Source organism: Arminella tubonensis, assembly GCF_003240585.1.
GTDB lineage: Bacteria > Pseudomonadota > Alphaproteobacteria > Rhizobiales > Rhizobiaceae > Rhizobium > Rhizobium tubonense.
This window is the reverse complement of the sequence record NZ_PCDP01000038.1, coordinates 430,610-455,036: the sequence shown is the minus strand read 5'-3', so window position 1 is coordinate 455,036 and position 24,427 is coordinate 430,610. Positions and strand designations below refer to the sequence as shown.

Here is a 24,427-nt window from a genome sequence, read left to right as displayed (position 1 = left end):
TTAGCCCGGTACTCGGCTACTCTGCATATTTGCCAGGTGCGTCTCGCTGGAGCGGGGATTTTCGGAAAACCGCATAAATCCAACCAGGAGCCACAGCAGCCCGGCGATCTTCATGGAAAAGATTGCCGTGCCGCCGATCATCATATTCAGAAAAATGAAAAGAGAAAGTGAATGGCAGCAACGACGCTGTGCCGCAGTGGCGCCGGCGGGATAGAGGCAGATGAACAGCCAGAAGACGATCAGTCCGAAAATCGTCGTCCCGTAGATCAGGTAGACGTAGCCGCTATCGGCAAATTCGGAGATGCGCGTTATGGACAGGCCAAGCACGGCGTCGACGTCGAGATCGAGCATCTTGGTGATCGTCAGGCCGATGCGGCCGGTGAAGTTGTCACCAACCTCGTTCGGTTTCATGAAATGCACGAAGAACCCGATCAGGATGAGTAACGGCATCAACAGCAGATCGAACAACTTCGGGATCTTCGGAAAGATGAAATACCCACCGATGCTGATCACTGAAAAGATCAGCATGGTGCGTGTGTTATTCGTGAGCAGGATCAATACTATCGTTGCTATGCACAGTGTCTTCTCCGACAGGCTCAGCCGCGGCCAGAACGACAGCAGGTAGATAACGACGACGCCGCAGAAGTTGGCGAGCGACACCTGCTCAAGAAAGATCGACGACGACCGGTGATCGATCAATCCGAAGGAGAAGCGGCCCTGGAATCCGAGAGCGTTGGCAAAAAGCCCAGTGTTGTTGAAGCTCGCCTGCTTGATCCCGCGGGTATTCTCGAAATATTCGCCCGGATGGAAGAGATTCACATAGAGGGTGATGTCGACGATCTCGCAGATCAGAAATAGCAGCACGAGGAAGCAGGCGATGAAAAACGCGAGCCGCACAGTGCGGGCGCTAGCCCATGCGCCGATCCCGGCAAAACAGAAGAGCACCAGCACATTGCGAAACTGGTCGATGAAGGTAATCCGGTTGAGCACCGTCACATAGAGCGTCATGACCAGCGTGAAGAGCAGATAAAGGAATATGGGCAAATCTTCTTCGTAGATGCCCTTCTTCAGGATGTACGCGACGCTCGAAACCATGATGATGGCTTCGCAAAGGACGACGTGGGACACCGAAAGATGCATGATGTTGTGATTGATGTAGGCAAGGATGCAGTTGTAGAGCACCGAGAACAGCGTGATCGCCAGGATCGGATAGTCGATGCGCTGCTTGTCGGCAAAGTCCTGCATGAAATGTCCAGAATGACGGTCGACGTCGGCCATCAGCCGACGATATCAGCCGCGTGATTCGCAACCAAGCACTATCCGGAACATCTGCAGGCTGTCAGGTCGCATGTTTGATTGCGACGCATGCGGGCCCTGTCGGCACCTTTCTTGTCGGCCCGGCTGCGATGACAGCCAGCTGCTTGCGATCGCGGCCGGCGCGAGGCTGCACGTTGAAGGGTTCGTCTGCCGGCCACCAGTCGCCGGCCGCCCAATAAGTCGAGCCGAGCCAGACGTCCGAGTTCTCGGACATGAGGTTGAGCACCTGCTTCAGCCCGCTCAGGCAAGGATCGTTCGCCGCCGCGCCGAATTCACCGAGAAAACCAAATTTCTTGTTCTTCTTCAGCCAACCCGTCACCTTGCTCAACCCCTCGCGCGCCTGTTCTGCACCCTCGCAGGTCGCATGCGTGCCGGAGGAGTCGGAATCAAGATATTGATGGAACTCGTAGGCGTAGTGGTTCAACGGATCCTTCACGCCCAGCATGACCTCGGCATTGGAGCCGCCGCCCAGCCGGTCTGTTTCCCAGGTCCAGGCGCCGCTCCAAAGGGTGCCGGGCACGAGGATCAAGTTGCGAGCACCGACGGTCCGGATGCTTTGGATTGCTGAGTTGGCGGCCCCTAGCCAATCCGTTGCCTTGATGTCGTGCGGCTCGTTCATCAGGCCAAAGAGGACGCCGTCCTGGTTGGCGAATTCCACGGCGAGGCGCGCCCAGAAGTCGCCGAACGCAATATCCGTCGCAGGCGCTTTGCTCACCTGGGTCTTGTCGTAATAGCCGAAATTATGAGGGTCCAGGATAACAGCCATCCCGTTCTCGCTGATGAGCTCAACCGCATCTTTCAGGTTCTGCAGCTCGGTCGCATCAAGTGGCTGGTTCAGCACGGGCTGCAACCGCTCCCATTTGAACGGAAGACGCACGACGTTCATTCCCTTTGTGGCGAAATACTTGACGGTATCTTCTGACGGATAGGTGTAGTTGGTACCGAGAACCCCGTCTCGCTCGCCATATTCGGCGCCGGACAGATTGATGCCGCGATAGCATAGCGCCTGGGCCGCACGAGCAGAATTTCCGATAATCAAGGGCGAGGCGAAGATCGCGCCGGCCAGAGCAAGCCTCAGCAGCCTTGCGATGATGTCAGTCATTCCAGGCTCCCGTTCTCGTGGTCATCCCCGCGATTGCGGTGTGCTTGCCCAGAACGTATCACCTAATACAGCTGACGTATGGTAAGGTCCAGAACGAGATTGTGCATTGCGGTGCCGCTTCGAGGCAAGATTGGAATTTCCTTAAGAATCCCTTAGCCTAACATTTATAAACTGGCAGAGATCCGCCCACGCAGGTCCGCGGAGGGGCGTCGAAAGTCTGACATGAGTTCTTATGAACGGGCCAAGGCAATGAGCCGTCTTCCAAACTGGCGCAGCAACGAGCCGCCTCCAAGGCTGCCCGAAGGCGTGCGTCTGCGCGGGCCGGTAGTGCATCCTTCCGATTTCGTCCGCGAGCCGAAACCGGGCTCCCCGGAGGTTCCTGTTGAAACAGCTGGGCCTAGTACGATTCAACAACACCAGGAGAGCGAAGCGCAATCCGACGTTCCTTTGGAGCTGCCTGCGCCGGCGCAGCCGGTCGAGCCGGTTCGGCAAGTGGACGAGGCACCGACCGCTTCCCCGCCCACATCCGACATGCCAGTCCTTGACCTCCGTTCAGCCGTCCGGGCAATCTGGGCCTGGCGATTAACGGTTGCATTTCTTGCTCTTGTTCTTGCGGTTCTCTGCGCAGCCGTCATTCCGCTGCTGCCACAGAAATATACGTCGCAGACCAGTCTCTATTTCGATCCGCGCCAACCAGGCCTGCCCGACGGCCAGCAGGCGCCCGTTGCCCCGGAGCTGATCCTGACGATGATCGACAGCCAGACGCAAATCCTGTCGTCCGGCAAGGTCCTCGGACGCGTGGTCGAGGCCTTGAAGCTCGATCGGGATCCGCAGTTCGAAGGTGGTGCGACTGGAGAAACGGCCAGATACATAGCGACCGCAACACTTCAGAAGGCGCTGGTGATCGCGCGGGAGGCCAGCACCTATGTCGTCACCTTGAAGGTCACCACGGGTGATGCCCAAAAGTCGGCGCTGATTGCCAACCAGATCGTCACCTCCTTCATGGAAGAGGAAAGCAAATCGGCAGCCAGCGTCTATCATAGCGCCAACACTGCATTGGATAGCCGGCTGGACGATCTGCGCCAGCAAGTGCTCGACGCCGAGAAGGCGGTCGAGACCTATCGCGCCGATAACGACATGGTGGCGGTCGAAGGAAACCTGATTTCCGACAAGAGGCTGACGGCTCTCAATGATCTGCTCGTCACCGCCCAGCAAAAAACCATCGATGCAAAGGCGCGCGCCGACTCCGTCGACAAGCTGAGCTTCGAGGATGTGGTATCGACGTCACGGCCGGACGCGCTGAATTCGACGTCGAATTCACTGACCAATCTACGCCAGCAATATGCAGCGCTTGCCGCAACGGTCGGCAGCCTCGAGAGTCAGCTTGGCGCCCGCCATCCTCGCCTCCTCGCGGCGCGATCCTCGTTGGAAAGCCTTGCCAGTGAAATTCGAAGCGAACTTCAGCGACTGGCGACCTCGGCGAAAGCCGACTATCAGCAGGCCCAGAAGGCGCAGCAGGATGTCGCCAAGGAACTGGCGGTTCAGAAGGCACTTCAGGTCAACACGTCGGGCAAGCTGGTCGAACTCAATGAGCTCGAGCGCAAGGCAACCGCAGCGCGCGGCATCTACGAGGCGCTGATGAAGCGCTCAGGCCAGACGAGTGAAGACCAGAGCCTGACGCAAACCAATATCCGGGTGATCTCCGAGGCCGAGCCGCCTCTCAAGGCTGACGGGCCGAGCCGAAAAGTCATGATGGTCGCAGGCTTTATTGCAGGCGCCCTGCTTGGCCTTGGTCTCGGAATGCTGCTCGCGATCACCGGCAGCATCTTCCGCCACCCCGTCATCCGCAGCTATTTGTCGAAATGATCGGAGGGAAACGCGTATCGTGCCCTTGCGACACCATGAAATTGTGCAATTGCAAAATCTAAATGATCGTGTTGCACGAACGGCAATTGCCTTTTGGCTATGAAAGCAGCAAGACAGGCGCTGCCGGGCCAAGGCGCTCCGAGCAATCACTACGAGACATATGGTATGATGAATGTCATTGAACGGCGCCGAAGGAAATTTTAGCGATGGTGCCTGCGGATAAGCTCGTCCTGCCGTTTTTGGCGCTGCCGCGCGGAACCAAACGTGCGCTCGCGCTGCTTGTCGACGCCAGCTTGTGTGTCCTGACGGTATGGTTTGCCTATTGCCTGCGCCTGGACGGCTGGGTCGTTCTTCAGGGCGTGGAATGGTTGCCGGCCATCGTTTCCCTGGTCGTTGCCATTCCGATCTTCATTGTTTTAGGCCTCTACCGAGCCATCTTTCGCTACGCAGGACTTTCCGCCTTCATGACCGTCGTCAAGGCAGTGGCAATCTACGCCCTGGCCTTCATGACAATCTTCACCGCGATCAGCGTGCCGGGTGTGCCGCGCACCGTCGGCATCCTGCAGCCGCTGCTGCTGCTGATTGCCATCGGCTTGTCGCGGATGTGGACGCGCTACTGGCTTGGTAATGCCTATCAGCGTCTTTTGAGCCGCAGCGCCTTGGCGAAGGTCCTGATCTACGGCGCCGGTGCGTCCGGACGGCAGCTGGCCGGAGCACTTGCCAATAGTTCAGAATTGAACGTGGTCGGCTATCTCGACGACGACCGGCATCTGCACGGCAGCATCATGGGCGGCCTCCCGATCTACAATCCCGCCGATCTGCCTGGGTTGGTCGAGGCGAGCGACATCCGCGACGTCCTTCTGGCTCTACCGAATGCAGCGCGACAGCGCCGCAACGAAATCCTCGAAGACATGCGCAAGGCGCGCGTCACCGTCCGGACCATGCCGGACCTCACGGCGCTGGCGCAGGGGCTGATATCGATATCCGATCTGAGAGAGTTGGATATCGAGGATCTTCTCGGGCGCAACATCATAGCGCCCGACCAGGCGCTGCTCGACCGGAATATCCGCGACAAGGTTGTCCTGGTCACCGGAGCCGGCGGCTCGATCGGCAGCGAACTCTGCCGCCAGATCCTGAAAAACCGTCCCGCCAGCCTGCTTCTGGTCGAGCAGAACGAGTTCGGGCTTTACGCCATTCACGGCGAGCTCGAGAAATCGGCACTGACCATCGGCGATAGCGACATCCGCATCATACCGTTCCTGGCGTCGGTCCGTGACGGACAGCGGCTCAGCCACATCATGGGCGCCTGGAAGCCGCACACGGTCTACCATGCGGCCGCCTACAAGCATGTGCCGCTGGTCGAGTACAATCCGACCGAGGGAATCAAGAACAATGTGCTCGGGACCGTTGCAGCCGCCAGGGCAGCCCAGGAAGCCGGCGTCGAGAACTTCGTCCTGATCAGCACCGACAAGGCGGTTCGCCCGACCAATATCATGGGTGCGAGCAAGCGGCTGGCCGAAATGGTGCTGCAGGCAATCGACGCCGAAGAGCCGACGGACCGGCCCCGCACCAATTTTTCGATGGTTCGCTTCGGAAACGTCCTCGGTTCCTCCGGCTCCGTCGTCCCGCTGTTCCGCCAGCAGATCCGCGACGGCGGACCGGTGACGCTCACTCATTCCGAGATCACCCGCTACTTCATGACCATCCCGGAAGCGTCGCAGCTCGTCATCCAGGCCGGCGCCATGTCGACAGGCGGCGACGTCTTCGTTCTCGATATGGGCGAACCCGTGAAAATCGCCGATCTGGCGCGGCGCATGGTCGAACTGTCGGGGCTGACCGTCAGGGATGAGGAAAATCCCGAGGGGGATATCGAGCTTCATATCACCGGCCTCAGGCCAGGTGAAAAACTCTACGAGGAATTGCTGATTGGTGACGACCCTCAGCCGACGCCGCATCCCCGGATCATGAGGGCGCGGGAGGATTTCCTGTTTTGGCCGGATTTGTCGAAGAGGCTGGCGGCATTGGAAAAGGCGCTGGATGACAACGACATCCCATCGGCGCGCACGATGCTGGAGACGCTGGTTTCCGGCTATACGCCGAACGTCGACGTCGTAGACCTCGTCTTTCGCGAGCGCGAGACGGATACAGCGGCATAGTCGAATGGATCGGACCGTCTATCGGCGCGATCTGCTGCTCGCCCTCAGGGCGTAGAACCAGCGGCGGACCTGGTCGTGGGTTCGAAACCAGTGCGCCGACGCCCGAAGAACGAAATGCTTTTTGACTGCGCGGTAATGCGATCGTTTACCGATCGTCGTGTCGCTTCTGTATGGGCTGAAATCTGCAATATTTTCTTCGGTCGAGAACGTTTCGACGCCAGTCGCCCAGCCGCGCTCGAGCGCGACGTCATAGGGAAGGAACATCGGGCGTAGCGAGTGCAGCAGTCTTTCCGCAGCACTCCTCGTGACGATGTAGCAGGCGGCGGAACCCTGCGGGCCGTGCAGACACCGACCGACGACATCTTTCTCGGCGCTTTGCGTTACCCGCCGGAATCCGACCATTCTATGGTTGACCAGCTTGACGAGCCCTGCACCGGGAATAGCTTCCATGGCCGCGATCGCCCGCGGAATCAGCCGATCACTGAGGTCGATGTCATCTTCCATGATGATCGCCATGGCATCGCCGCTGGCGACGAATTGTGTGAGCGCAATGATATGGCTTCGGTAGCAGCCATATTCGCCTGCCAAAGGCCTCCGCCCGTTGTGGTAGACGAATTGTCTATGATGGAAATCGGCGCGTTCGTGTTCCGCAATCATGCGCCCGTCGACGGCGCCGATCCGGATGACGTTCAACCCGAACTGAACTGCCTGAGAGCGAAGCCTTTGCCAGCGGTCCGTGCAGCGGTCAAGATTTATGACATAGATGAGAATAGGCGCAGCCGGCGTCTCGGCGCTCTCGTCGTCGGCAAAGGATTTGACCCGACTGATCCGTTCAAGAATTGCCCCAACTCCCCACTACATCGAAGTTCGCCTGGGAATACCGAGCAGAACGCCGTGGAAATGTCACAAGCAGTGCGCCCAATGCAAACTCAGATTGTACACTCACTGTATTAACACAAGCTAATGGCATTTCCAGCGTTCGATTTCAAGCATCCCGACGATGCCCCGCGAGAAAGCCCAAGCTTATTCCCAGCCTTCATCCGCTATCCCGATCCGGTAACGACATTGCGAAGAGGCGGATGGCATTTTATCCGCGTTTCGGCTTTTCCTAGCGCAAGGTGATTATTATATCCATGACACCTGCCATTGCAGGATGCATCGCAAGGGTTCCGGCAAAGATGAAGATCGTCCCCAAGATAGCTATCGTGACGCTGCTGGCGCTTCTGCCTGGGGCGGCTTTTGCCATAAGTCTGACTGATCCGATCCCACCAGGACACATCGTCTACCCGTACAAGGATTTGCCCGGTGTCACGGCACCGCATCCCGCAGTCGACGATAATTTCAAGTGTCACACTGCCATCGGTCGGCTACGCGAGCTTGATGGCATCCGCTATCGCAATCTTCCCCAGCTGGTGTACGTCTGCGAGCAGAACGGCGTCATTTCGGAAAGTACCCGGCCGCCGAACCGATCCTACTGGCAATATAACGACCCCCAGAGATAAGTCCTGATTGGAAGGACCGGCCTCCGCGCCTGCGTGAACTGCCAAAAAGGGCTGCAGCCTTCGCCGGTGCGCGCGGCAAAAATCATCGCGGAACTTAAAGAGTCCAGACCCGTTTGCTGACCAGACAATGGCCGCATGGGTTCGGGAGCGACGAGCTGTCCTGATCGGCAAGCCATTGCGGTTTCAACATTGCACCTAGCATGGAAGCCAAGGCTCGAACGGCAAATGACAACTCGCAACGCTCAGGAGGCAGCAATGACCGCGTTTCTCGACCCATCCAACTCCAATACCGTGACGGCATTTTTTGATGACGAAACCGAGGCCAGCAGGGCGATCGACCGCATCGTCGAAGCCGGCATTCCCCGCGACAATGTCCGCCTTGTGCCCGGCAGCGGCTCCGATGAAGCCGCAGTCGTCAATGCGGAAGACAAGGGCCTGTGGCATTCGCTCGGATCATTCTTCTTTCCCGACGAAGACCGCGAAGTCTATGCAGAAGGGCTGCGCCGCGGCGGCTTTCTCGTGACCGTCACGGGACTGAACCGCGATCAGAGCGAGGTTGCGATCGACATTCTCGACGATGACGGGACCATCGATATCAACGAACGCGCCGACAGTTGGCGGGCTGAAGGTTGGTCGGGTCAGACCGGTAGCCCGGCGGCCGACACCGCGGACTATTCGACGAGAAATTACGATCGCACTGATGGCACCTTGGCTGGCGGCAACAGCGAGGATACATTCCAAGCGCTGCGGACGCCTGGTTCCGACGGCACGCGCCGTTTGGGGCGAGATGCCGCCAACGCGCGTAGCCGCGTCGGATCCTATGTTATGGACGCGCCTGCCGACGAACAATTCCCTGCGCGTGAAGGGACGGCCGCAAGAGCAGGCTCCCGGCTCCAGGCTGCAGACGGTTATTCCAAGAACCTGAGCGACCTCTTTTACGACACGCTCCGCGATGTCTATTTCGCGGAAAACCAGATCGTAAAGGCGCTGCCCCAAATGGCGGAAGCGGCGCAGTCGCCCGAGCTTCGCGCCGCATTCGAAACCCACCTGCAGGAAACACACGGGCAGATCAAGCGCCTCGAGCAGGTCTTCCAGATCATCGGGAAGTCCGCCTCAGGCAAGACCTGCGAAGCCACGCTCGGAATCCTGAAGGAAGGCAAGGAAGTCCTGGAGGAATATCGCGGCACCGCCGCCCTCGATCCCGGCATTCTCTCCGCTGCCCAGGCAGTCGAACATTATGAAATCAGTCGCTATGGCACCCTGAAGGCCTGGGCGACCCAACTGGGAATGCAGGATGCAGCCGACCTCCTGGCACAAACGCTGGCCGAGGAAGAAAAGACGGATCAGCTCCTGTCGAAACTGGCCTTGTCATCGGTAAACGTGAAAGCCGCCTGATTTTGACAGCCAACTATATGCGTCCGGGATGACCCGGGCGCATACGCCCGACACCGAAAAGATTTTCACCACAAAAACCCCAATCCGCGTGGCGGATAGAGCGCAAGATGAAAATCCTGGAAGACGTTAAGTATCTGATCTGGCTAAGATCAAGAATGGAATGGTGCCCAGAAGAGGACTCGAACCTCCACACCCTTTCGGGTACCAGCACCTGAAGCTGGCGCGTCTACCAATTCCGCCATCTGGGCGACGGTCAGGCATGTAAGGGGGTGGCGCTGTGGTGTCAACAGCGTTTTTGAAGTTTTCATGTCAATCCGCAAAAAAGCGTTCAGACAACGTCCACAGCGAAGGCGCGGATGAGGCCAAGTCCCTGCTCCAGAAGTGCTTTTGCTGCGCTTTCGGTTGCCGCCTCGACATAGCAGCGCATCTCGGGTGCGTTTCCCGAGGGGCGGAAATGGATCATGCGGCCATCCGCAAGCATCACCCGCAGACCATCGATATCGCTGGTAGAGGCAACCGTCCCAACAGGCGCCAGGAACGAAGCGAGATTGGCGTCCGAGGCCCTGAGATAGGCCATCAAGGCGGTACTCTTCTCCGTGGCGAAATTCTCCAGCCGGTCGGCTGCGGCAAATGGCAGGCGATAGTCCGATGCGACGGATGATAGCGGCTTGCGCTGGCTGGCAGCCGAGAAGAGCGTTGCAAGAATGGGCAGGAAGCAGTCGCGCGTCGGAAGCGGGCGCAACGGGCGGCCGTCGACGATGAAGCTGCTGGCGGTCAAGGTTCCGCCGTTAGCCTCGAAGCCCATCACGCCGGACTTGCCTTCGGAGATTGCCTGCTCCATCCCGGCGATGACATAGGGTGAACCGACGCGCGTCCGCGTCACCGAATAGGTGCCGGCAGCCTCGATGCCGGAATTCGATGTGACCGGTGTGACCACGACGGAGGCGCCGAGGTAATTGGCGGCTATCAGGCCGAGCAGATCGCCGCGCAACGGTTCGCCGCTTTCGTCGGTCACCAGCGGGCGGTCTCCGTCGCCGTCGGCAGACACGATCGCATCCAGTCGATAATGCGGCGCCCAGCCCTTGAGCAGCGTCACGGTGTCGGGTGAGACGGCTTCGGTGTCCACCGGAATGAAGTCCTCCGAGCGGCCGAGCGGCACGACGCGGGCGCCGTAATGCGATAGCACCAGGCCGAGCAGGTCGCGGGCAACCGAGCTGTGCTGATAGACGCCGACGGTTAGCCCCCTCAGGCTGCTGTCCGGCAGCAGCGCCACGTTGCGCTTGTAGAACATGGCCTCGGCCGTAGCAGCGCGATCTTCCGCGATTGCCGGCGTCGCGTCCAATGGCACGTCGCCGATCGCGGCGGCCTCGGCGGCGATCGCCAGTTCGTCCTGCTTGTCGATCTCTCCGTCGGGACGATAGAATTTGATGCCGTTGCGGTCCGCCGGGATATGAGAGCCGGTGATCATGAGGCAGGCGGCTTTCAGCTCCAGTCCGTAGAGCGCCAGCGCTGGCGTCGGTACCGTACCGCAATCGATCGGAACAAGGCCCGCCCGCGTCAGCGCACCGACGCAGATTGCAGCCACGTCCGGGCTCGATTGGCGGAAGTCACGGCCAATGAGGATGGGGTCGCCAGCCTTGGCAAGGCCACTTTTCTGGAGGTGTCTCGCAAAAGCGGTGGCGTACACCGCCGACGCCCGGCCATTGAGATCGACGGACAGGCCGCGAAGGCCGCTGGTTCCAAACTTCAGGCTATTCATGATGCTCCCCAATGACGTCTCAGTCTTATTGCGCAGGAACCGTGGCCGATCAACACCGTCGATTGCGCAGTTGGCATGTTCGAAGTCCTGAATGTCGCGCCGGCGGGAGGATATCCCGAGTATGGACTGTGTCCGTTGGTCTAGGCAGACGCCGATTTCGCCTTATATCAGTGTATGATCAACATGGAGGCCTATGGAGATGATCAGGCGTGAAGCGATCTGGCATCCGGCGACCGGCTCTGGGGCTTGCCCATGAGCACGGTTGGCAGATGGGTGCTTTGCGGAGCTTTGGGTGTGGCCTCGATGATGCAAGTCATCTCGGCCGAGGCAATGCCTGTCGCGGGGATGAGCGCGCAGCGGTCGGACGTTATCGACGCGCAAGTTGTCTGCGATGGGCGTGGCTGTTTCACCTTTGGGCCGCGACAGTCCTACACCCCCCCGAGCTATCGCCCTCCTGATTATCGCGGGCCGACCTACTATCGTCCGCGCGGCGTCGTCGTCCAGCCGTTCGTCTACCGCCCGCCGGCACCGAACCCTGCGCCCTTGGCCCAGGTACCTGCAGCCAGCATAAACCGTCACAAGCAATGGTGCCAGGATCGCTACAAATCCTACAGCTCGGTCACAAACCTCTACAAGACCCACAGCGGCCATTCCCAGCCCTGCGAATCGCCGTACCAGTGATAGTGGGCGGCCCGCTCAGACGTCCGTTGCGGTCCGGTCGGTGTGGCCGAGATCGCGATCGGGATCGATGACGTCGCGCACGCGTTGTTTCAGCTCCTTCGGGCCGGGAAAACCACCATCGCGTTTGCGTTCCCACAAAAGTTCGCCGTCGATGCGGATTTCGAAATTGCCGCCGGTACCGGGGATCAGTGCGACTTCGCCGAGACTGTCTGTGAAGGTCTGAAGCAGCTCCTGCGCCATCCACCCGGCCCGAAGAAGCCAGTTGCATTGCGTGCAGTAGAGGATGGTAATCCGGGGCTTGTCGCTCATGATTTCATTTCCTGTCGTTGTCCGGTTCACATCTAAGCGTGCCCGCACGCCATCGCAATATGGCAAGGAAGTGCCCGTCGCGCCCGAAGTCGACTATTGCGATGGATCTCCATTTCCCGAAAGGATTTCAGCCGCGCCGCGGATCGCATTGCGAAACGCCTCGTCGAAACTGACGCCGCGCACCTGCCAGCGATATGTCTTGCCGCCGTGTGCGACGCGCCAATCGGCGACCCAGCCGAGATCCGCATCGCTCCAGACGATAGAGCCCGCCAGCGCCGCGTCTGCACCGATCGTTTTCGCCAAGGCATCGAGTCGCCGCATGTCGCCATACCGGACAATCCCAATGTCGAGTGCAGCGCCAGCCAGCTGGCTTTCATCTGGCAGGGCGATCGACATTGCCAAAGGGACTGTCGCTGCTTGAAAAGACTCGGCCATATAGGGGCTTTCCGTACCATCGCTCGCCAGCACGAAGCTGCGCCTCGCATCGCGAACGGCGAGGAATACGCCTAGCCGCGGCCGGTTTTCCAGCCAGGGCTTTCGTCCCAGCGACCGCAGCAGCCCGTCGATCGTCTCGGGCCTGTATACGCAGGTCAGGTCCTGCGGGCGATCATGCGTGCCCTGTTCGTCGTGTATCGGAATCCCCTCCAGGCGATCGTGATAGCGGAATTCCGAGATAAACGAGCCCGCACGCTCCAGCATTGGCGCAATGCCCGGCGCGGCCAGCACCTTCTGGTCGCCGGAAACCTTGACCAGTTCCTGGGCGAAGCAGTCCCTGAACCCAATCCGCCGGTTGGCTTCGCCGGTGCCAGTGACGATCGCCTGGACCTGGTAAAGCTGCGAGGGTGATTGGGCGAAGGCGGGATGGACCGGCATGGCGACGAGGCCGGCCGTGGCGAGAGCACAAAGCAATCTGCGCATAAACGCTGACCCTCCACGCGAGATACCGGCAGCCAGAAAATACCCACGCCTTGTCGCAATTGGCCGACCAGGCAAATTTGAAATGCCGCCGGCGATAGTCCGGCGACATTATAGCCCGAAGAGCCCACGCTCGAAATGACTTAGCGGTTACGCCGGAAAATCCGTGGAAACTGCAAGATCGCGCCAGGCGGCAATTTCCTTTGCAACGCTTTCATTCTTCTTTTGGATCGCAGCAACTGTGTCGCTACCAAACGGCATGCGCAGCGGTGGATTTTTGGCGTTTGCAAGCGTGATCATTGCCTTGGCGAGCCGGGCCGGGTCACCAGGTTGTTCGTGATTGTGATCGCCAGCAAAAATTCGCATGGCGCCCGCCGGCGTGTCCTTGTAGTCGGAGATCGCACTCGGGCTGATGGAGAGGGAGCTTTCGTCGAGGAAATCCGTCCGGAAGAAGCCGGGCTCGACGACCGTTACCTTGATCCCGAGCGGCTGCAATTCGGCCGAAAGCGCTTCCGAGAGTGCCTCGACCGCAAATTTCGTCGAGCAGTAGACACCCCAGCCGGGATAGCCGGCATAGCCGCCGATCGAGGATATGTTGATCACGTGCCCGGAACGCTGGCGCCGCATATGCGGCAGCACGGCGCGCGTCACCTTTAGCAGACCGAAGACATTGGTGGCATAAAGCCTCTCGATTTCCGAAGCAGTCGCTTCCTCGACAGCTCCGAGCAGGCCGTAGCCCGCATTGTTCAAGAGCACGTCGATCTTGCCGAAGCGCTTGACGGCCTCCGCGGCGGCGGCGTTTGCTTGCGCCTCGTTGGTGACGTCGAGGGCAGCGGCGAGAAGGTTGGGATGGTCCCCAAGTCGATCGGTAACCGTCTTCGGGTTTCGCGCCGTGGCAACGACGGCATCTCCTGCATTCAGGGCTTCCTGGGCGATGAGGGCGCCGAAACCACGCGATGCACCAGTGATGAACCAGACACGCATGACATTTTCCTTTCGTCGATGATTTACTTGTGCCCTCAAAATACCGTATCCCGTGAAGTGAAATAACCGTGTTTCTCCTCCACAGCCTAGTGAGGAATTCTCATCAATGCGAAGAATACGCTCTGTCGATCTCGCCGTTTTTCTGACGATCGCGCAGCATCGAAGTTTCAGGAAGGCAGCGGTCGACCTTGGCGTCACGCCTTCCGCCCTCAGTCACGCCCTTAGAGCTATAGAGGAAACCCTCGATGTGCGGCTCGTCAACAGGACGACGCGAGGCGTCGGACTGAGCGAAGCCGGGGAGCGGCTTTACGCTCGCCTGAAGCCGGCGTTTCAGGACATCGGTGACGCGCTGGAAGACCTCAGCACCTTTCGTGGAGAACCATCGGGGAAGCTTCGGCTCAATTCATCGCGCGCGGCTGCAAAGCTCGTGCTTCTGCCGCTGGTTTCTCGATTTCTGCAAGCCTATCCTTCGATCGAGGCCGAGCTTGTCGTTGATGACGCGCTCGTGGACATGGTGTCGTCGGGTTTCGACGCGGGCGTCCGTTTTGGCGAAAGCGTTGCCGCAGACATGATCGCAGTCGCCATCGGGCCGCGGCACCGGTTTGCGGTGGTGGGATCGCCCGATCACTTCGCGCGCAATCCCGCACCCATGCAGCCGCACGACCTGAAGGGCCATCCGTGCATCAGATATCGTTTCGCGAGTGGTTCGTTCTATCGCTGGGAATTCGAGCGCGGTGGGGTCGCTGTTGAGATCGAAGTCGGAGGATCGTTGACGCTCGGCGATCAGGATATGATGGTCGACGCGGCGCTCAACGGCACCGGCCTCGCCTACCTTTTCGAAGAGCAAGTCGCCGGACTGATCACAGAGGGAAAATTGATCAGGGTGCTCGAGGACTGGTGCCCCTATTACCCTGGCTTCTTCCTCTACTACCCCAGCCGCCGGCAGCTACCGACGGCGCTCAGAGCCTTTATCGATTTCGCCAAGGGGAAGGGCTGACGCAGCCGAAGGATCGTCCTATTCGTCGCTCATCTTCAGCGCCGCAATGAACGCTTCCTGCGGGATGTCGACCTTGCCGAACTGGCGCATGCGCTTCTTGCCGGCCTTCTGCTTGTCCAGCAGCTTGCGTTTGCGGGTGGCGTCGCCGCCGTAGCACTTGGCGGTCACGTCCTTGCGCATGGCTGAGATCGTCTCGCGGGCGATGACGTTGCCGCCGATTGCCGCCTGGATCGGGATCTTGAACATGTGCCGTGGAATGAGGTCCTTCAGCTTCTCGCACATGTCGCGCCCGCGCTTTTCGGCGGCCATCCGGTGGACCAGCATCGACAACGCGTCGACGGGTTCGCCGTTGACCATGATCGACATCTTGACGAGGTTGCCCTCTTTATAGCCATTGAGATGGTAGTCGAAGGACGCGTATCCCTTGGAGATCGACTTCAGGCGGTCGTAGAAGTCGAACACCACTTCGTTGAGCGGTAGTTCGTAAGTCAGCATGGCGCGCTTGCCGACATAGGTGAGCTCGGTCTGGATGCCGCGGCGGTCCTGGCAGAGCTTGAGGATGCCGCCGAGATAGTCGTCGGGCGTCAGGATCGTCGCCTTGATCCAAGGTTCGCGGATTTCAGCGATCTTGACGACGTCGGGCATGTCGGCAGGGTTATGCAGTTCGCGTTCGGTGCCGTCGGTCATGCTGAGCTGGTAGACGACCGATGGCGCCGTGGCGATGAGATCGAGGTCGAATTCGCGCTCGAGCCGCTCCTGGATGATCTCGAGATGCAGCAGGCCGAGGAAGCCGCAGCGGAAACCGAAGCCGAGGGCGGCGGACGATTCCATTTCGAACGAGAAAGAGGCGTCGTTGAGGCGCAGCTTGCCCATGGCAGCGCGCAGGTCCTCGAAGTCGGCCGCATCGACCGGGAACAGGCCGCAGAATACGACTGGCTGGGCCGGCTTGAAGCCCGGCAGCGCCTGCGCCGTCGGCTTCTTGTCTTCGGTGATCGTGTCGCCGACCCGGGTGTCGGCCACTTCCTTGATCGAGCCTGTGAAGAAGCCGATCTCGCCCGGGCCAAGGCTGTCGACGGCCAGCATCTTGGGCGTCAGCACGCCGACACGCTCGACCTGATATTTGGCGTCAGTGCCCATCATGCGGATGGTCTGGCCCTTGGTCAGCACGCCGTCGATGATGCGCACCAGCACCATGACGCCGAGATAGGTATCGTACCAGCTGTCAACCAGCAGCGCCTTCAGCGGGCCTTTTTCACCGGCCGGGCTTTTCGGCGGTGGCAGCTGATGGACGATGGCCTCCAGAACCTCGGGGATGCCGAAGCCGGTCTTGGCCGAGATCAGCACGGCCTGGGAGGCGTCGATGCCGATGACTTCCTCGATCTGTTCGCGGATGCGGTCGGGCTCGGCGGCCGGCAGGTCGATCTTGTTGAGAACGGTGACGATCTCGTGGTTGTTGTCGATCGCCTGGTAGACGTTGGCGAGCGTCTGCGCCTCGACGCCCTGCGACGCGTCGACCACCAGCAACGACCCTTCGCAGGCCGACAGCGAGCGCGACACTTCGTAGGCGAAGTCGACATGGCCGGGCGTGTCGATCAGGTTGAGGACGTATTTTTCCCCATTGTTGGCCTGGTAGTGCAGTCGCACCGTCTGTGCCTTGATGGTGATCCCGCGCTCGCGCTCGATATCCATCGAATCGAGCACCTGTTCCGACATGTCGCGTTCGGCAAGGCCACCCGTCGACTGGATCAGCCTGTCGGCCAATGTCGATTTGCCGTGGTCGATATGCGCCACAATCGAGAAGTTGCGGATGTGGTCGAGTGGGATGCGGTTTGGATCGGTGCTCATGCGCGCCATATACCAGCGGCGACAACGTCCGCAAAGCGGTAAATTAACCCTATGCCGGCCCTATTTGCAGGCTTGCCCATTGCGCGCGACCCTTCGCGGCCGTCATGAAGTCAGACCGGCCACGCCTCCAGCTTCCACGCCGAGTCCCAGAACATCCATTCATACTGCGAGGCTCGCACGAAGACATCCAGCATCTGCGCCCGCTCTGTCGGTGATGCGGCCGCAGCGGCAGAGTCCGTGAGCGCGATCACCTCCCGCGCGCCAGCTGCAAATTGCGGGTCACCATAGGTGTCGATCCACGACTGATAGGGATTGTCGATCGCAGCCGGCCGACCTTTGATCGCTTCGCCGACATCCCAATAGATCCAGAAGCACGGCAGGATGGCGGAAAGCGCCACCGCGTAGGAGCAATGATAGGCGGTCGCCATCAAGAAGCTCGTATAGGCAAAGCCGCTCGGAGAGGGCTCGGCAACGGCAACATCGTCGGCGGTCACCCCGAATCGAGCCAGGATGCCCGCGTGCAGCCCCTGTTCGACCTGGATAGCTTTCTGCGCCGAATTCAGAAATCGCATCACCTGGGCGTTATCGGGTGCCTTCGCAGCAACGATCGCCAGGCAGCGGGCATAGTGGTTGAGATAGAGCGTATCCTGAAGGATGTAATGGCGAAAAACGTCGCCGGGAAGGCTGCCGTCGGAGAGCTTCTCCAGCAGAGGCAAGGCATCGATCTTTTCCCGGATCTGCGCGATCCTCTGCCACGCATCGGCAGTAAAGCTGCCAGTCGTCTGGTCGTCGATCGCGTCATCGTTCCGCATGCTGTCGTCCGCTCTGTTGGGCCGATAGCGATATATCAGGCCTGTCCTCTCTAGCAAGGGGAGGGTTGCATCTTTAGATTGCATATCGGCGTTTGAATATTGCGCCGCGACTGCTTGATTCCACCATCAGGTCGTGTATTTCTTCTATAGTAGAAATTTGGTGCTTATGATGGATGACGAACTGGAAATAGCAATTGGCGCCCGGATCAGGACGTTGCGAGTAGCGCAATCCCTGACCCTGGATGAGCTCGCCGTTGCTTCCGGCGTCAGCCGGGCAATGATCTCGCGCGTCGAGCGGGCGGAGGCGAGCCCAACGGCCTCGTTGCTCGGCAGGCTATGTGCGGCTCTCGGTCTGTCGCTATCGGCTTTCTTTGCGGAAGAGGGGCGGGTCGTTTCGCCGCTTGCCCGCCGCGATGACCAGCAGGTCTGGCGCGACCCGGAAACCGGCTATCTCAGGCGTTCCGTCTCACCGCCTGGCACAAGCTCCCTAATCGATCTGGTCGAGGTCGTCTTGCCGCCCCGCGCCAGTGTCAACTTCCCGCCACATGCCGCAAGCCACGGCATGACGCAGCACGTGTGGCTGTTTGCGGGCGAACTGGAGATGACGACCGCGGACGCTGTCCACCGCCTCGAGCCTGGCGATTGCCTCTTCATGCCCGTCGGCGACGGCCACGTCTTCCACAATCCGAGCGACCGGCCCGCCCGCTACTGCGTCGTGCTTAATCGCGGCGGACGCTGAATTTCAATGCAGGAGCAAGCATGACGACAATCCGTATCCTGACCGGCCCAGAGGCGCACGCAGCCGTTCCGGCCCTTTCCGAAATCCTCGTCGATTGCGTCGTCGGCGGAGCCTCGGTCGGCTTCATGCAGCCTTATGGAATGAACGATGCCGCGCCATATTGGCAAGGCGTTGCCGATCAGGTCGCCGCCGGCACGACCTTGCTGCTTGTCGCTGAGATCGACGGCAAGGTCGTTGGCACGGTCCAGGTGGGTTTCGCTCAGATGCCGAACCAACCGCATCGCGGCGACCTGAAAAAGCTGCTGGTCCACCGTTCGTTCAGGGGCAAGGGCCTGTCGCGGCTCCTGATGGATGCCGCCGAACGACAGGCCGCGTCAAATGGCAAGACGCTACTGGTCCTCGACACCGCAACCGGCAGCCCGGCAGAGGCGATCTATCCAAGGCTCGGCTGGATTCGCTCAGGCGTCATCCCGGACTACGCGCTCTGGCCGGACGGCGGCTACTGTGACACGACAATTTTCTACAAGCGCATCGGTGCGGCCTAGCGATTGATAAGGCACCCACCGAACATAGCGCTTAAAAAGGAACCCGCACATGCGCGTCATCTATTCGGAAGATCATAAGCTCAGGGACGCCAGGACGGAGCTGCATGATGGGCAACTCGTGACGCCGTTTGAGGCGCCCTTTCGAGCCGAATGGATACTTGCGGCTGTGAGGGAAGCGGGTTTTGCCGATGTCGTGGCTCCGGACACGCATGGGTTGGAGACGGCGCGGAAGGTGCATGATCCTGCCTACCTCGAGTTTCTGCGGACTGTCTGGGAGCGCTGGGTAGCGGCGGGCTACAATGGCGAGGCGATAGCCAATTCCTTTGCAGTGCGTCGCACCAGTCAGCGCATTCCCGAAAACATCGTCGGAGCCATCGGTCACTACGCCAACGCGGCCGACACATCGATCACCAAAGGTTCCTATGAAGCGGCGATCGCCTCGATGCGCTGTGCCCTGACCGGTGCCGATTGGCTGAACGCCGGCAATCGCTTCGCCTTCGCACTTTGCCGGCCGCCTGGACATCACGCCGGCATCGACCTCTTCGGCGGCTATTGCTTCATCAACAATGCCGCGGTCGCGGCCCAGCGCCTGCTGGACCATGGGGCAGCAAAGGTCGCCGTTCTCGACGTCGACTTCCATCATGGTAACGGCACGCAGGATATTTTCTATCGGCGCAGCGACGTTTTCACCGCATCGCTTCACGGCGATCCTGTCCATGCCTTTCCCTATTTTCTCGGCCACGCCGACGAAGTGGGTGAGGGCGAGGGGACGGGCGTAAACAAGAACTACCCGATGCCACGCGGTACAACATGGGAGACATGGTCGGCAGCACTTGCCGACGCGCTGATGCGTATCAAGAATTTCGGAGCGGAAGCGGTCGTCGTTTCCCTCGGTGTCGACACGTTCGAACGCGACCCGATCTCGTTTTTCAAGCTGACCTCAGTCGATTTCGTCCGCATGGGCAGCCTGATCGCTGCCGCCGGCCTGCCGGTGCTTGTCTGCATGGAGGGGGGCTATGGCGTTCCGGAGATCGGGCTCAACGTAGCCAACGTGCTGATCGGGCTGGAGGCATAGCAACGGGGTCCATCAATGTGCCTGATGCCGGCATGAAAACTTTACGTTTGTCCCTTCTGCCGCCGACGGGTAGGTACCCACTGGGGCTGAGGGGCAATGCATGGATGACAATGCGATCGTAACCGGGACGGATGGCGGCGCTGCTCTCCTGCCGCAGTCGGAGGTTCCGCCGTCTTCGACAGGCATCGCAGCCGGCGCGCTGATGTGCCTCCTGTCGATGTCCTCGATCCAATTCGGCGCGGCGCTGTCCTCGTCCGCCATTGATGCCTACGGCGCCGTCGGTGCCACCTGGTTGAGACTGGCCTTCGCGGCGATCATCCTCGCCGTCATTGTCCGGCCGCCGGTGTTGCGCTTCAGCCGCGAGCAATGGGTAGGCGCGCTGCTGCTGGGGACTGTCACGGCCTGCATGACCATGTCCTTTTTTGCGGCAATCCAGCGCATTCCGCTCGGGTTGCTGGTGGCGATCGATTTCCTCGGGCCTCTGTCGGTTGCCGCCTTCGGTTATGGCATCGGCTGGAGGCTGGTCTGGCCGCTGGTGGCCGGCATCGGGGTGATCCTGCTGGCACGGGACGGTCAGGGCTGGGTCGGCAATCTCCCAGGCGTTCTTTTCGCAGGCTGTTCTGCCGTTGGCTGGGCGGTCTATATCCTGTTGACCAAGAAGGTCGGTGCCGTGTTCAAGGGGCTCGAGGGCCTGTCGATGTCGCTGCTCGTCGCCGCTCTCGTCGCGACACCATTCGGCATTTCCGCGGCGGCTGGTGCGCTGACTCTCAAGGGATTGGCAGAAGTGATGGGGCTTGCAATCCTGGTGCCGCTCCTGCCCTACGCGCTGGAAATGATTGCACTCCGGCGCATGTCGACCTCTTCCTTCGGCATCCTGATGAGCCTTGAGCCTGCCATGGGCGCGGTCGCCGGATTTGTCATCCTCGCCCAGCCGATGACTTCACTGCAGATGCTTGGCACCGCCTTTGTGATGGCGGCCAGTGTCGGCGCAACCCTTGTCGCTCAGCGCGGCGGATAGCCTCAGGCCGGCTTTTTCGCGGGATCGTCCAGTGCCGGATTGTAAAACAGCGATAGCGACATGCTGCGCGCTATACGCTCGGCAGTCGCCATGAACCAGTCCCCTGCTTCCTTGGAAGGCGTTATCTCGGAAAGCGTAACCGCAAACAGCATCAGCCATTCCGGGAAGAGCTCGGGCTTCAGTCCTTCGACACCGGCATGTGCCTGCACCGGCTTGCCACCATATGCCCCGTTCTTGAAGGCGACGGAGGACCAGAAGCGTTTCATTTTCTCAAGATGCTCAGGCCAGCGACCGGAAAGCTTTGCCTCGAAAACGGGACCAAGCCGCGGATGCTCCTGGATGCGCGCATAAAAGGTCTCGACAAGCTTGTCGATGAAAGCGGCGTCAATACCCATCCGCAGCATGTCGGCTTCGGCGCGCTCGCGAATCTCGGCCAGATGCGCGGCGCGTCCCTGCAGTTCACTGTTCATACAATGCTCCGATCTGCGCCTTCGTCATTCCCTGAGAAAGTCGGCGCAAGGTCCTGTCTATGTAGGACCTCGCAAGCCGCAACGACAGTCCCATCACCGCTATTGCGGCAATCTGTCAAACTTTAGCAACATGCCCTTGACCGCAATTACCCTGCTCTTTAGATTTAGAATAATTCTAAAAGGAGATTCGTATAATGTTCGCCGGGCTCTTCAGGTCACCGAAGCGTTCCTTTTCGTCGTTGACGGAACAGGAAATTCTAGCCGTTGCCATTGCGGCCGAAGAGGACGATAGCCGCATTTACCTCGCATATGCCGATATTCTGAAACAGGACTATCCTGCCTCCGCCAAGGTGTTCGAGGACATGGCCGAGGTCGAGGATACGCACCGCAAGACGTTGATCGACATGCACCGCAGGCGCTTCGGCGAACGCATACCGCTTATCCGCCGCGAACATGTCAGCGGCTTTTACGAGCGCAAGCCCGACTGGCTGCGAAAGAGCCTGTCGCTCGAGGCGATGCGCCAGGAAGCCGAGGCGATGGAGGGACAGGCCTATCGCTTCTACGTCGAGGCAGCTAAGCAAACGTCCGACGCGTCGACCCGCCAGTTGCTCGGCGACCTCGCCTTGGCCGAGCAAGGGCACGAGGATGTGGCGGGGATGCTCGCCGATCAGCATACACCGACAACCGTCAAGCAGGACGAGGATGCCGATGCGCGTCGCAAGCTCGTATTGACCTACGTCCAGCCGGGGCTTGCCGGCCTGATGGACGGCTCGGTCTCGACGCTCGCGCCAATTTTCGCCGCCGCCTTCGCCACGCAGGACACCTGGCAGACCTTTCTTGTCGGCCTTTCCGCTTCGGTGGGTGCCGGCATTTCCATGGGCTTTACGGAGGCTGCCCACGACGACGGCAAGATTTCCGGGCGCGGCTCGCCGATTAAGCGCGGGCTCGCCTGCGGCATCATGACGGCGCTCGGCGGCCTCGGCCACGCGCTGCCCTACCTGATCCCGCAATTCTGGACGGCAACGATCATCGCCGGCATCGTCGTATTCTTCGAGCTTTGGGCGATCGCTTTCATCCAGAACAAATATATGGAAACGCCATTCCTGCGCGCCGCCTTCCAGGTGGTTGTCGGCGGGTCGCTGGTGCTTGCCGCGGGAATTCTGATCGGCAACGCCTGATATTGGAACTGCAGAAACGAAAAGGCCGGCGATGAAGCCGGCCTTTTGCTTGATGGTCGGAAGACCACTGTATTATTTCAAAGCACCAACGACGATGTCGCGGCCGTTCTCGATCGTGACCCAGCGGCCGGAGTTATAGCTCGCCTGGCGTTTGATGTAGGTGTAGGGCGTCTGGTACCAGACCTTCACGTCGTCTTCGAGATTATCGAGCTCGTAGTCGCCCTGGGCCGTGCGAAGCGTCAGGATCGCATGGCCTTCGCCATCCGGCTTGCGTACGACGGTCATCAGGAGATTGGAGGGAGAAAAGCCGCGCTGGATCAGGATACGACGCTTCAGCAGCGCAAAATCCTCGCAATCGCCGGCGGTTACCGGGTAAGCCCAGTATTCCTCGCGGCCGTAGACTTCCATGTCGGTCGCAGGCGTGATCGCCTTGTTGACGTAGCGGTTGACCTGGTTAACCGTCGCCCAGTTGTCGCCAGTCATCTTGACCGGCATCAGGTCGCGGTTCACGCCGCATTCGCTGCGGTAACGCTGGCAGAAATCATAGTGACCGATTGGCTGCGACGTAACGTTCCCCGTCACCATCGAGGGCCCGTCCTGGGATGCCGGCATCGCAGATGTCGACATGGCAACAATAGCCGCGAAGGCTAGTACAAAGCCCTTTAGACGCACGCCCACAATTCCTTGTATCGCCCCTGTATTTATTAACAAATTGTTAACGGAGGAGGATGCGGGTCGTCAATCGTTACTTAAGTGTTAACGGCATCTACCCTTCAACATGGTTAAAATGCCACAGAATTTGCGGCCTCCGTAACGTCAGTCGAAGCGAGCGTGACTATGGAATATCGACGATTTGACTAGGCGACCGCCAGCGCCTCGGCAGCTGCAAGAATACGTTCGATGTCCTGGGGCCGTGACAGCCGATGGTCGCCGTCGCGGATCAGAGTGAGGACGACGTCGTCGGCCGGCAGATGCTCGACGAGCTTGAGCGCGTGCGAGAATGGCACATCGGGGTCCAGCATGCCCTGGAGGATATGCACCGGGCAACCTGTCTCGATGATGCCGGTAAGCACTTGATTGGCGCGGCCGTCCTCGATCAGCGCTTTGGTGAAGATGTTCGGCTCTGGGCTGTATTCCGAGTGTTCCTCGAAATATCCGCGCTCGGAAAGAGAAGCCCGCTCGACCTCGGTCAGGTTCGGCTCGATGAGATCGATGGTGAAGTCCGCAGCCGGGGCGATCAGCACCAGGCCTTGTACGACAGGCGCCTTCTTCCGCTTGCGCAGTTCCTGCGTCAGCCGCAGCGCAATCCACCCGCCCATCGACGATCCGACGATGACGATGCGTTTCGGCTTGGCGAGGGCAACGACTGCGAGTGCCTCTTCCAGCCAGCGGGAGATGGTGCCGTCCGTAAATTCGCCTCCGGACACGCCGTGCCCTGAATAGTCGAAGCGGATGCAGCCAAGCCCCAGGCGTTCCGCCAGCGCATCGAGCTCGAGCGCCTTCGTGCCGCTCATGTCCGAGCGGTAGCCCGAAAGCCAGACAAGCGCCGCACCTTTGGCCCCTCTTCTCGCGTTGCGCAGTATCGTGGCAATCGCTCGCGCCTGATCGCCGCTGCCGACGGTGAGGAACTCGTGCTCGGTAACGTCAAGGGCTTCCGACATAGTAAAGACTCCGGTTTTAGGCCCTATAAAACAGATTCGGGCGGGCTGACAGCAGGTGATTTATGTCTTAAAGCGTGCTATTGACTTCGCCGCAGCTTTAA

The 24,427-nt window shown here is 60.1% G+C and carries 23 protein-coding genes and 1 tRNA gene; 11 read left to right on the top strand and 13 right to left on the bottom strand.

Annotation, left to right across the window (positions count from 1 at the left end; genetic code table 11):
* Positions 1–1,245: a hypothetical protein gene (locus tag CPY51_RS19720; protein ID WP_111161957.1), complete on the bottom strand. Its 1,245-nt coding sequence runs from the start codon at positions 1,243–1,245 to the stop codon at positions 1–3.
* Between the two features lie 94 nt (positions 1,246–1,339).
* Entirely contained in the window at positions 1,340–2,419 is a 1,080-nt protein-coding gene (locus CPY51_RS19715; protein ID WP_111161917.1) for a glycoside hydrolase family 5 protein, read from the bottom strand.
* A 222-nt stretch (positions 2,420–2,641) separates the two neighbouring features.
* On the opposite strand from CPY51_RS19715, the gene CPY51_RS19710 reads away from it, so the two are divergent.
* On the top strand, positions 2,642–4,285 hold the full coding sequence (locus tag CPY51_RS19710) for a GumC family protein (protein WP_111161916.1): 1,644 nt from the start codon (positions 2,642–2,644) through the stop codon (positions 4,283–4,285).
* A gap of 206 nt (positions 4,286–4,491) precedes the next feature.
* On the top strand, positions 4,492–6,441 hold the full coding sequence (locus CPY51_RS19705) for a polysaccharide biosynthesis protein (protein ID WP_111161915.1): 1,950 nt from the start codon (positions 4,492–4,494) through the stop codon (positions 6,439–6,441).
* 18 nt (positions 6,442–6,459) lie between these two features.
* Here the strand turns inward: CPY51_RS19705 and CPY51_RS19700 are convergent, their stop codons facing one another.
* The gene (locus CPY51_RS19700) at positions 6,460–7,197 is read right to left on the bottom strand and encodes a glycosyltransferase family 25 protein (RefSeq protein WP_244598729.1); all 738 of its coding nucleotides are present in this window, start codon (positions 7,195–7,197) and stop codon (positions 6,460–6,462) included.
* 377 nt (positions 7,198–7,574) lie between these two features.
* On the opposite strand from CPY51_RS19700, the gene CPY51_RS19695 reads away from it, so the two are divergent.
* Positions 7,575–7,943: a hypothetical protein gene (locus CPY51_RS19695; RefSeq protein WP_111161913.1), complete on the top strand. Its 369-nt coding sequence runs from the start codon at positions 7,575–7,577 to the stop codon at positions 7,941–7,943.
* Positions 7,944–8,768: 825 nt separating this feature from the next.
* Positions 8,769–9,338 (top strand): YciE/YciF ferroxidase family protein, encoded by a 570-nt coding sequence (locus CPY51_RS19690; RefSeq protein WP_111161956.1) that lies wholly within the window; start codon positions 8,769–8,771, stop codon positions 9,336–9,338.
* Between the two features lie 161 nt (positions 9,339–9,499).
* Here CPY51_RS19690 and CPY51_RS19685 read toward each other — a convergent pair.
* Both CPY51_RS19685 and CPY51_RS19680 read right to left on the bottom strand, forming a co-directional pair.
* Positions 9,500–9,586, bottom strand: a tRNA-Leu gene (locus CPY51_RS19685).
* 80 nt (positions 9,587–9,666) lie between these two features.
* Positions 9,667–11,097 carry a phosphomannomutase gene (locus tag CPY51_RS19680; RefSeq protein WP_111161912.1) on the bottom strand — a complete coding sequence of 477 codons (1,431 nt, stop codon included), beginning with the start codon at positions 11,095–11,097 and terminating at the stop codon, positions 9,667–9,669.
* Between the two features lie 252 nt (positions 11,098–11,349).
* Between CPY51_RS19680 and CPY51_RS19675 the strand changes: the two genes are divergently transcribed.
* Positions 11,350–11,778, top strand: coding sequence for a BA14K family protein (locus CPY51_RS19675; RefSeq protein WP_111161911.1), 429 nt, complete (start codon positions 11,350–11,352; stop codon positions 11,776–11,778).
* Between the two features lie 15 nt (positions 11,779–11,793).
* Here CPY51_RS19675 and CPY51_RS19670 read toward each other — a convergent pair whose 3' ends face one another.
* The 3 genes from CPY51_RS19670 to CPY51_RS19660 form a co-directional block, all read right to left on the bottom strand.
* The gene (locus CPY51_RS19670) at positions 11,794–12,087 is read right to left on the bottom strand and encodes an Rdx family protein (protein ID WP_111161910.1); all 294 of its coding nucleotides are present in this window, start codon (positions 12,085–12,087) and stop codon (positions 11,794–11,796) included.
* Positions 12,088–12,180: 93 nt separating this feature from the next.
* On the bottom strand, positions 12,181–13,005 hold the full coding sequence (locus CPY51_RS19665) for a DUF2066 domain-containing protein (protein ID WP_111161909.1): 825 nt from the start codon (positions 13,003–13,005) through the stop codon (positions 12,181–12,183).
* Between the two features lie 147 nt (positions 13,006–13,152).
* The gene (locus tag CPY51_RS19660) at positions 13,153–13,986 is read right to left on the bottom strand and encodes an oxidoreductase (RefSeq protein ID WP_111161908.1); all 834 of its coding nucleotides are present in this window, start codon (positions 13,984–13,986) and stop codon (positions 13,153–13,155) included.
* A gap of 106 nt (positions 13,987–14,092) precedes the next feature.
* Here CPY51_RS19660 and CPY51_RS19655 point away from each other — a divergent pair, with 106 nt between their 5' ends.
* Positions 14,093–14,983 carry a LysR family transcriptional regulator gene (locus tag CPY51_RS19655; RefSeq protein ID WP_111161907.1) on the top strand — a complete coding sequence of 297 codons (891 nt, stop codon included), beginning with the start codon at positions 14,093–14,095 and terminating at the stop codon, positions 14,981–14,983.
* Positions 14,984–15,001: 18 nt separating this feature from the next.
* On the opposite strand, the gene lepA is transcribed toward CPY51_RS19655, so the two are convergent.
* Both lepA and tenA read right to left on the bottom strand, forming a co-directional pair.
* The gene (gene lepA / locus CPY51_RS19650) at positions 15,002–16,837 is read right to left on the bottom strand and encodes a translation elongation factor 4 (protein ID WP_111161906.1); all 1,836 of its coding nucleotides are present in this window, start codon (positions 16,835–16,837) and stop codon (positions 15,002–15,004) included.
* Positions 16,838–16,938: 101 nt separating this feature from the next.
* Positions 16,939–17,640, bottom strand: a complete 702-nt coding sequence (gene tenA, locus CPY51_RS19645) for a thiaminase II (protein WP_111161905.1) — start codon at positions 17,638–17,640, stop codon at positions 16,939–16,941.
* 169 nt (positions 17,641–17,809) lie between these two features.
* Here tenA and CPY51_RS19640 point away from each other — a divergent pair, with 169 nt between their 5' ends.
* The 4 genes from CPY51_RS19640 to CPY51_RS19625 all read left to right on the top strand — a co-directional run bounded on the left by CPY51_RS19640 (position 17,810) and on the right by CPY51_RS19625 (position 21,017).
* Positions 17,810–18,379: a helix-turn-helix domain-containing protein gene (locus CPY51_RS19640; RefSeq protein WP_111161955.1), complete on the top strand. Its 570-nt coding sequence runs from the start codon at positions 17,810–17,812 to the stop codon at positions 18,377–18,379.
* A 20-nt stretch (positions 18,380–18,399) separates the two neighbouring features.
* The gene (locus tag CPY51_RS19635) at positions 18,400–18,924 is read left to right on the top strand and encodes a GNAT family N-acetyltransferase (protein WP_111161904.1); all 525 of its coding nucleotides are present in this window, start codon (positions 18,400–18,402) and stop codon (positions 18,922–18,924) included.
* A 49-nt stretch (positions 18,925–18,973) separates the two neighbouring features.
* Positions 18,974–19,999 (top strand): histone deacetylase family protein, encoded by a 1,026-nt coding sequence (locus CPY51_RS19630; protein ID WP_111161903.1) that lies wholly within the window; start codon positions 18,974–18,976, stop codon positions 19,997–19,999.
* Between the two features lie 100 nt (positions 20,000–20,099).
* Positions 20,100–21,017: an EamA family transporter gene (locus tag CPY51_RS19625; protein ID WP_111161902.1), complete on the top strand. Its 918-nt coding sequence runs from the start codon at positions 20,100–20,102 to the stop codon at positions 21,015–21,017.
* A 2-nt stretch (positions 21,018–21,019) separates the two neighbouring features.
* On the opposite strand, the gene CPY51_RS19620 is transcribed toward CPY51_RS19625, so the two are convergent.
* Positions 21,020–21,487, bottom strand: coding sequence for a group III truncated hemoglobin (locus tag CPY51_RS19620; RefSeq protein WP_111161901.1), 468 nt, complete (start codon positions 21,485–21,487; stop codon positions 21,020–21,022).
* A gap of 194 nt (positions 21,488–21,681) precedes the next feature.
* Here CPY51_RS19620 and mbfA point away from each other — a divergent pair, with 194 nt between their 5' ends.
* On the top strand, positions 21,682–22,665 hold the full coding sequence (gene mbfA / locus CPY51_RS19615; RefSeq protein WP_111161900.1) for an iron exporter MbfA: 984 nt from the start codon (positions 21,682–21,684) through the stop codon (positions 22,663–22,665).
* A gap of 72 nt (positions 22,666–22,737) precedes the next feature.
* Here the strand turns inward: mbfA and CPY51_RS19610 are convergent, their stop codons facing one another.
* Positions 22,738–23,337 (bottom strand): transglutaminase-like cysteine peptidase, encoded by a 600-nt coding sequence (locus tag CPY51_RS19610; RefSeq protein ID WP_111161899.1) that lies wholly within the window; start codon positions 23,335–23,337, stop codon positions 22,738–22,740.
* Positions 23,338–23,522: 185 nt separating this feature from the next.
* Positions 23,523–24,326: an alpha/beta hydrolase gene (locus CPY51_RS19605; protein WP_111161898.1), complete on the bottom strand. Its 804-nt coding sequence runs from the start codon at positions 24,324–24,326 to the stop codon at positions 23,523–23,525.
* Positions 24,327–24,427: the final 101 nt, after the last annotated feature.

Excerpts from the sequence above, each read along its gene's own strand:
- CPY51_RS19720 (WP_111161957.1), bottom strand. The coding sequence starts at position 1,245 with ATGCAGGACTTTGCCGACAAGCAGCGCATCGACTATCCGATCCTGGCG.
- CPY51_RS19715 (WP_111161917.1), bottom strand. The coding sequence starts at position 2,419 with ATGACTGACATCATCGCAAGGCTGCTGAGGCTTGCTCTGGCCGGCGCG.
- CPY51_RS19710 (WP_111161916.1), top strand. The coding sequence starts at position 2,642 with ATGAGTTCTTATGAACGGGCCAAGGCAATGAGCCGTCTTCCAAACTGG.
- CPY51_RS19705 (WP_111161915.1), top strand. The coding sequence starts at position 4,492 with ATGGTGCCTGCGGATAAGCTCGTCCTGCCGTTTTTGGCGCTGCCGCGC.
- CPY51_RS19695 (WP_111161913.1), top strand. The coding sequence starts at position 7,575 with ATGACACCTGCCATTGCAGGATGCATCGCAAGGGTTCCGGCAAAGATG.
- CPY51_RS19690 (WP_111161956.1), top strand. The coding sequence starts at position 8,769 with ATGGACGCGCCTGCCGACGAACAATTCCCTGCGCGTGAAGGGACGGCC.
- CPY51_RS19680 (WP_111161912.1), bottom strand. The coding sequence starts at position 11,097 with ATGAATAGCCTGAAGTTTGGAACCAGCGGCCTTCGCGGCCTGTCCGTC.
- CPY51_RS19675 (WP_111161911.1), top strand. The coding sequence starts at position 11,350 with ATGAGCACGGTTGGCAGATGGGTGCTTTGCGGAGCTTTGGGTGTGGCC.
- CPY51_RS19670 (WP_111161910.1), bottom strand. The coding sequence starts at position 12,087 with ATGAGCGACAAGCCCCGGATTACCATCCTCTACTGCACGCAATGCAAC.
- CPY51_RS19665 (WP_111161909.1), bottom strand. The coding sequence starts at position 13,005 with ATGCGCAGATTGCTTTGTGCTCTCGCCACGGCCGGCCTCGTCGCCATG.
- CPY51_RS19660 (WP_111161908.1), bottom strand. The coding sequence starts at position 13,986 with ATGCGTGTCTGGTTCATCACTGGTGCATCGCGTGGTTTCGGCGCCCTC.
- CPY51_RS19655 (WP_111161907.1), top strand. The coding sequence starts at position 14,093 with ATGCGAAGAATACGCTCTGTCGATCTCGCCGTTTTTCTGACGATCGCG.
- lepA (WP_111161906.1), bottom strand. The coding sequence starts at position 16,837 with ATGGCGCGCATGAGCACCGATCCAAACCGCATCCCACTCGACCACATC.
- tenA (WP_111161905.1), bottom strand. The coding sequence starts at position 17,640 with ATGCGGAACGATGACGCGATCGACGACCAGACGACTGGCAGCTTTACT.
- CPY51_RS19640 (WP_111161955.1), top strand. The coding sequence starts at position 17,810 with ATGGATGACGAACTGGAAATAGCAATTGGCGCCCGGATCAGGACGTTG.
- CPY51_RS19635 (WP_111161904.1), top strand. The coding sequence starts at position 18,400 with ATGACGACAATCCGTATCCTGACCGGCCCAGAGGCGCACGCAGCCGTT.
- CPY51_RS19630 (WP_111161903.1), top strand. The coding sequence starts at position 18,974 with ATGCGCGTCATCTATTCGGAAGATCATAAGCTCAGGGACGCCAGGACG.
- CPY51_RS19625 (WP_111161902.1), top strand. The coding sequence starts at position 20,100 with ATGGATGACAATGCGATCGTAACCGGGACGGATGGCGGCGCTGCTCTC.
- CPY51_RS19620 (WP_111161901.1), bottom strand. The coding sequence starts at position 21,487 with ATGAACAGTGAACTGCAGGGACGCGCCGCGCATCTGGCCGAGATTCGC.
- mbfA (WP_111161900.1), top strand. The coding sequence starts at position 21,682 with ATGTTCGCCGGGCTCTTCAGGTCACCGAAGCGTTCCTTTTCGTCGTTG.
- CPY51_RS19605 (WP_111161898.1), bottom strand. The coding sequence starts at position 24,326 with ATGTCGGAAGCCCTTGACGTTACCGAGCACGAGTTCCTCACCGTCGGC.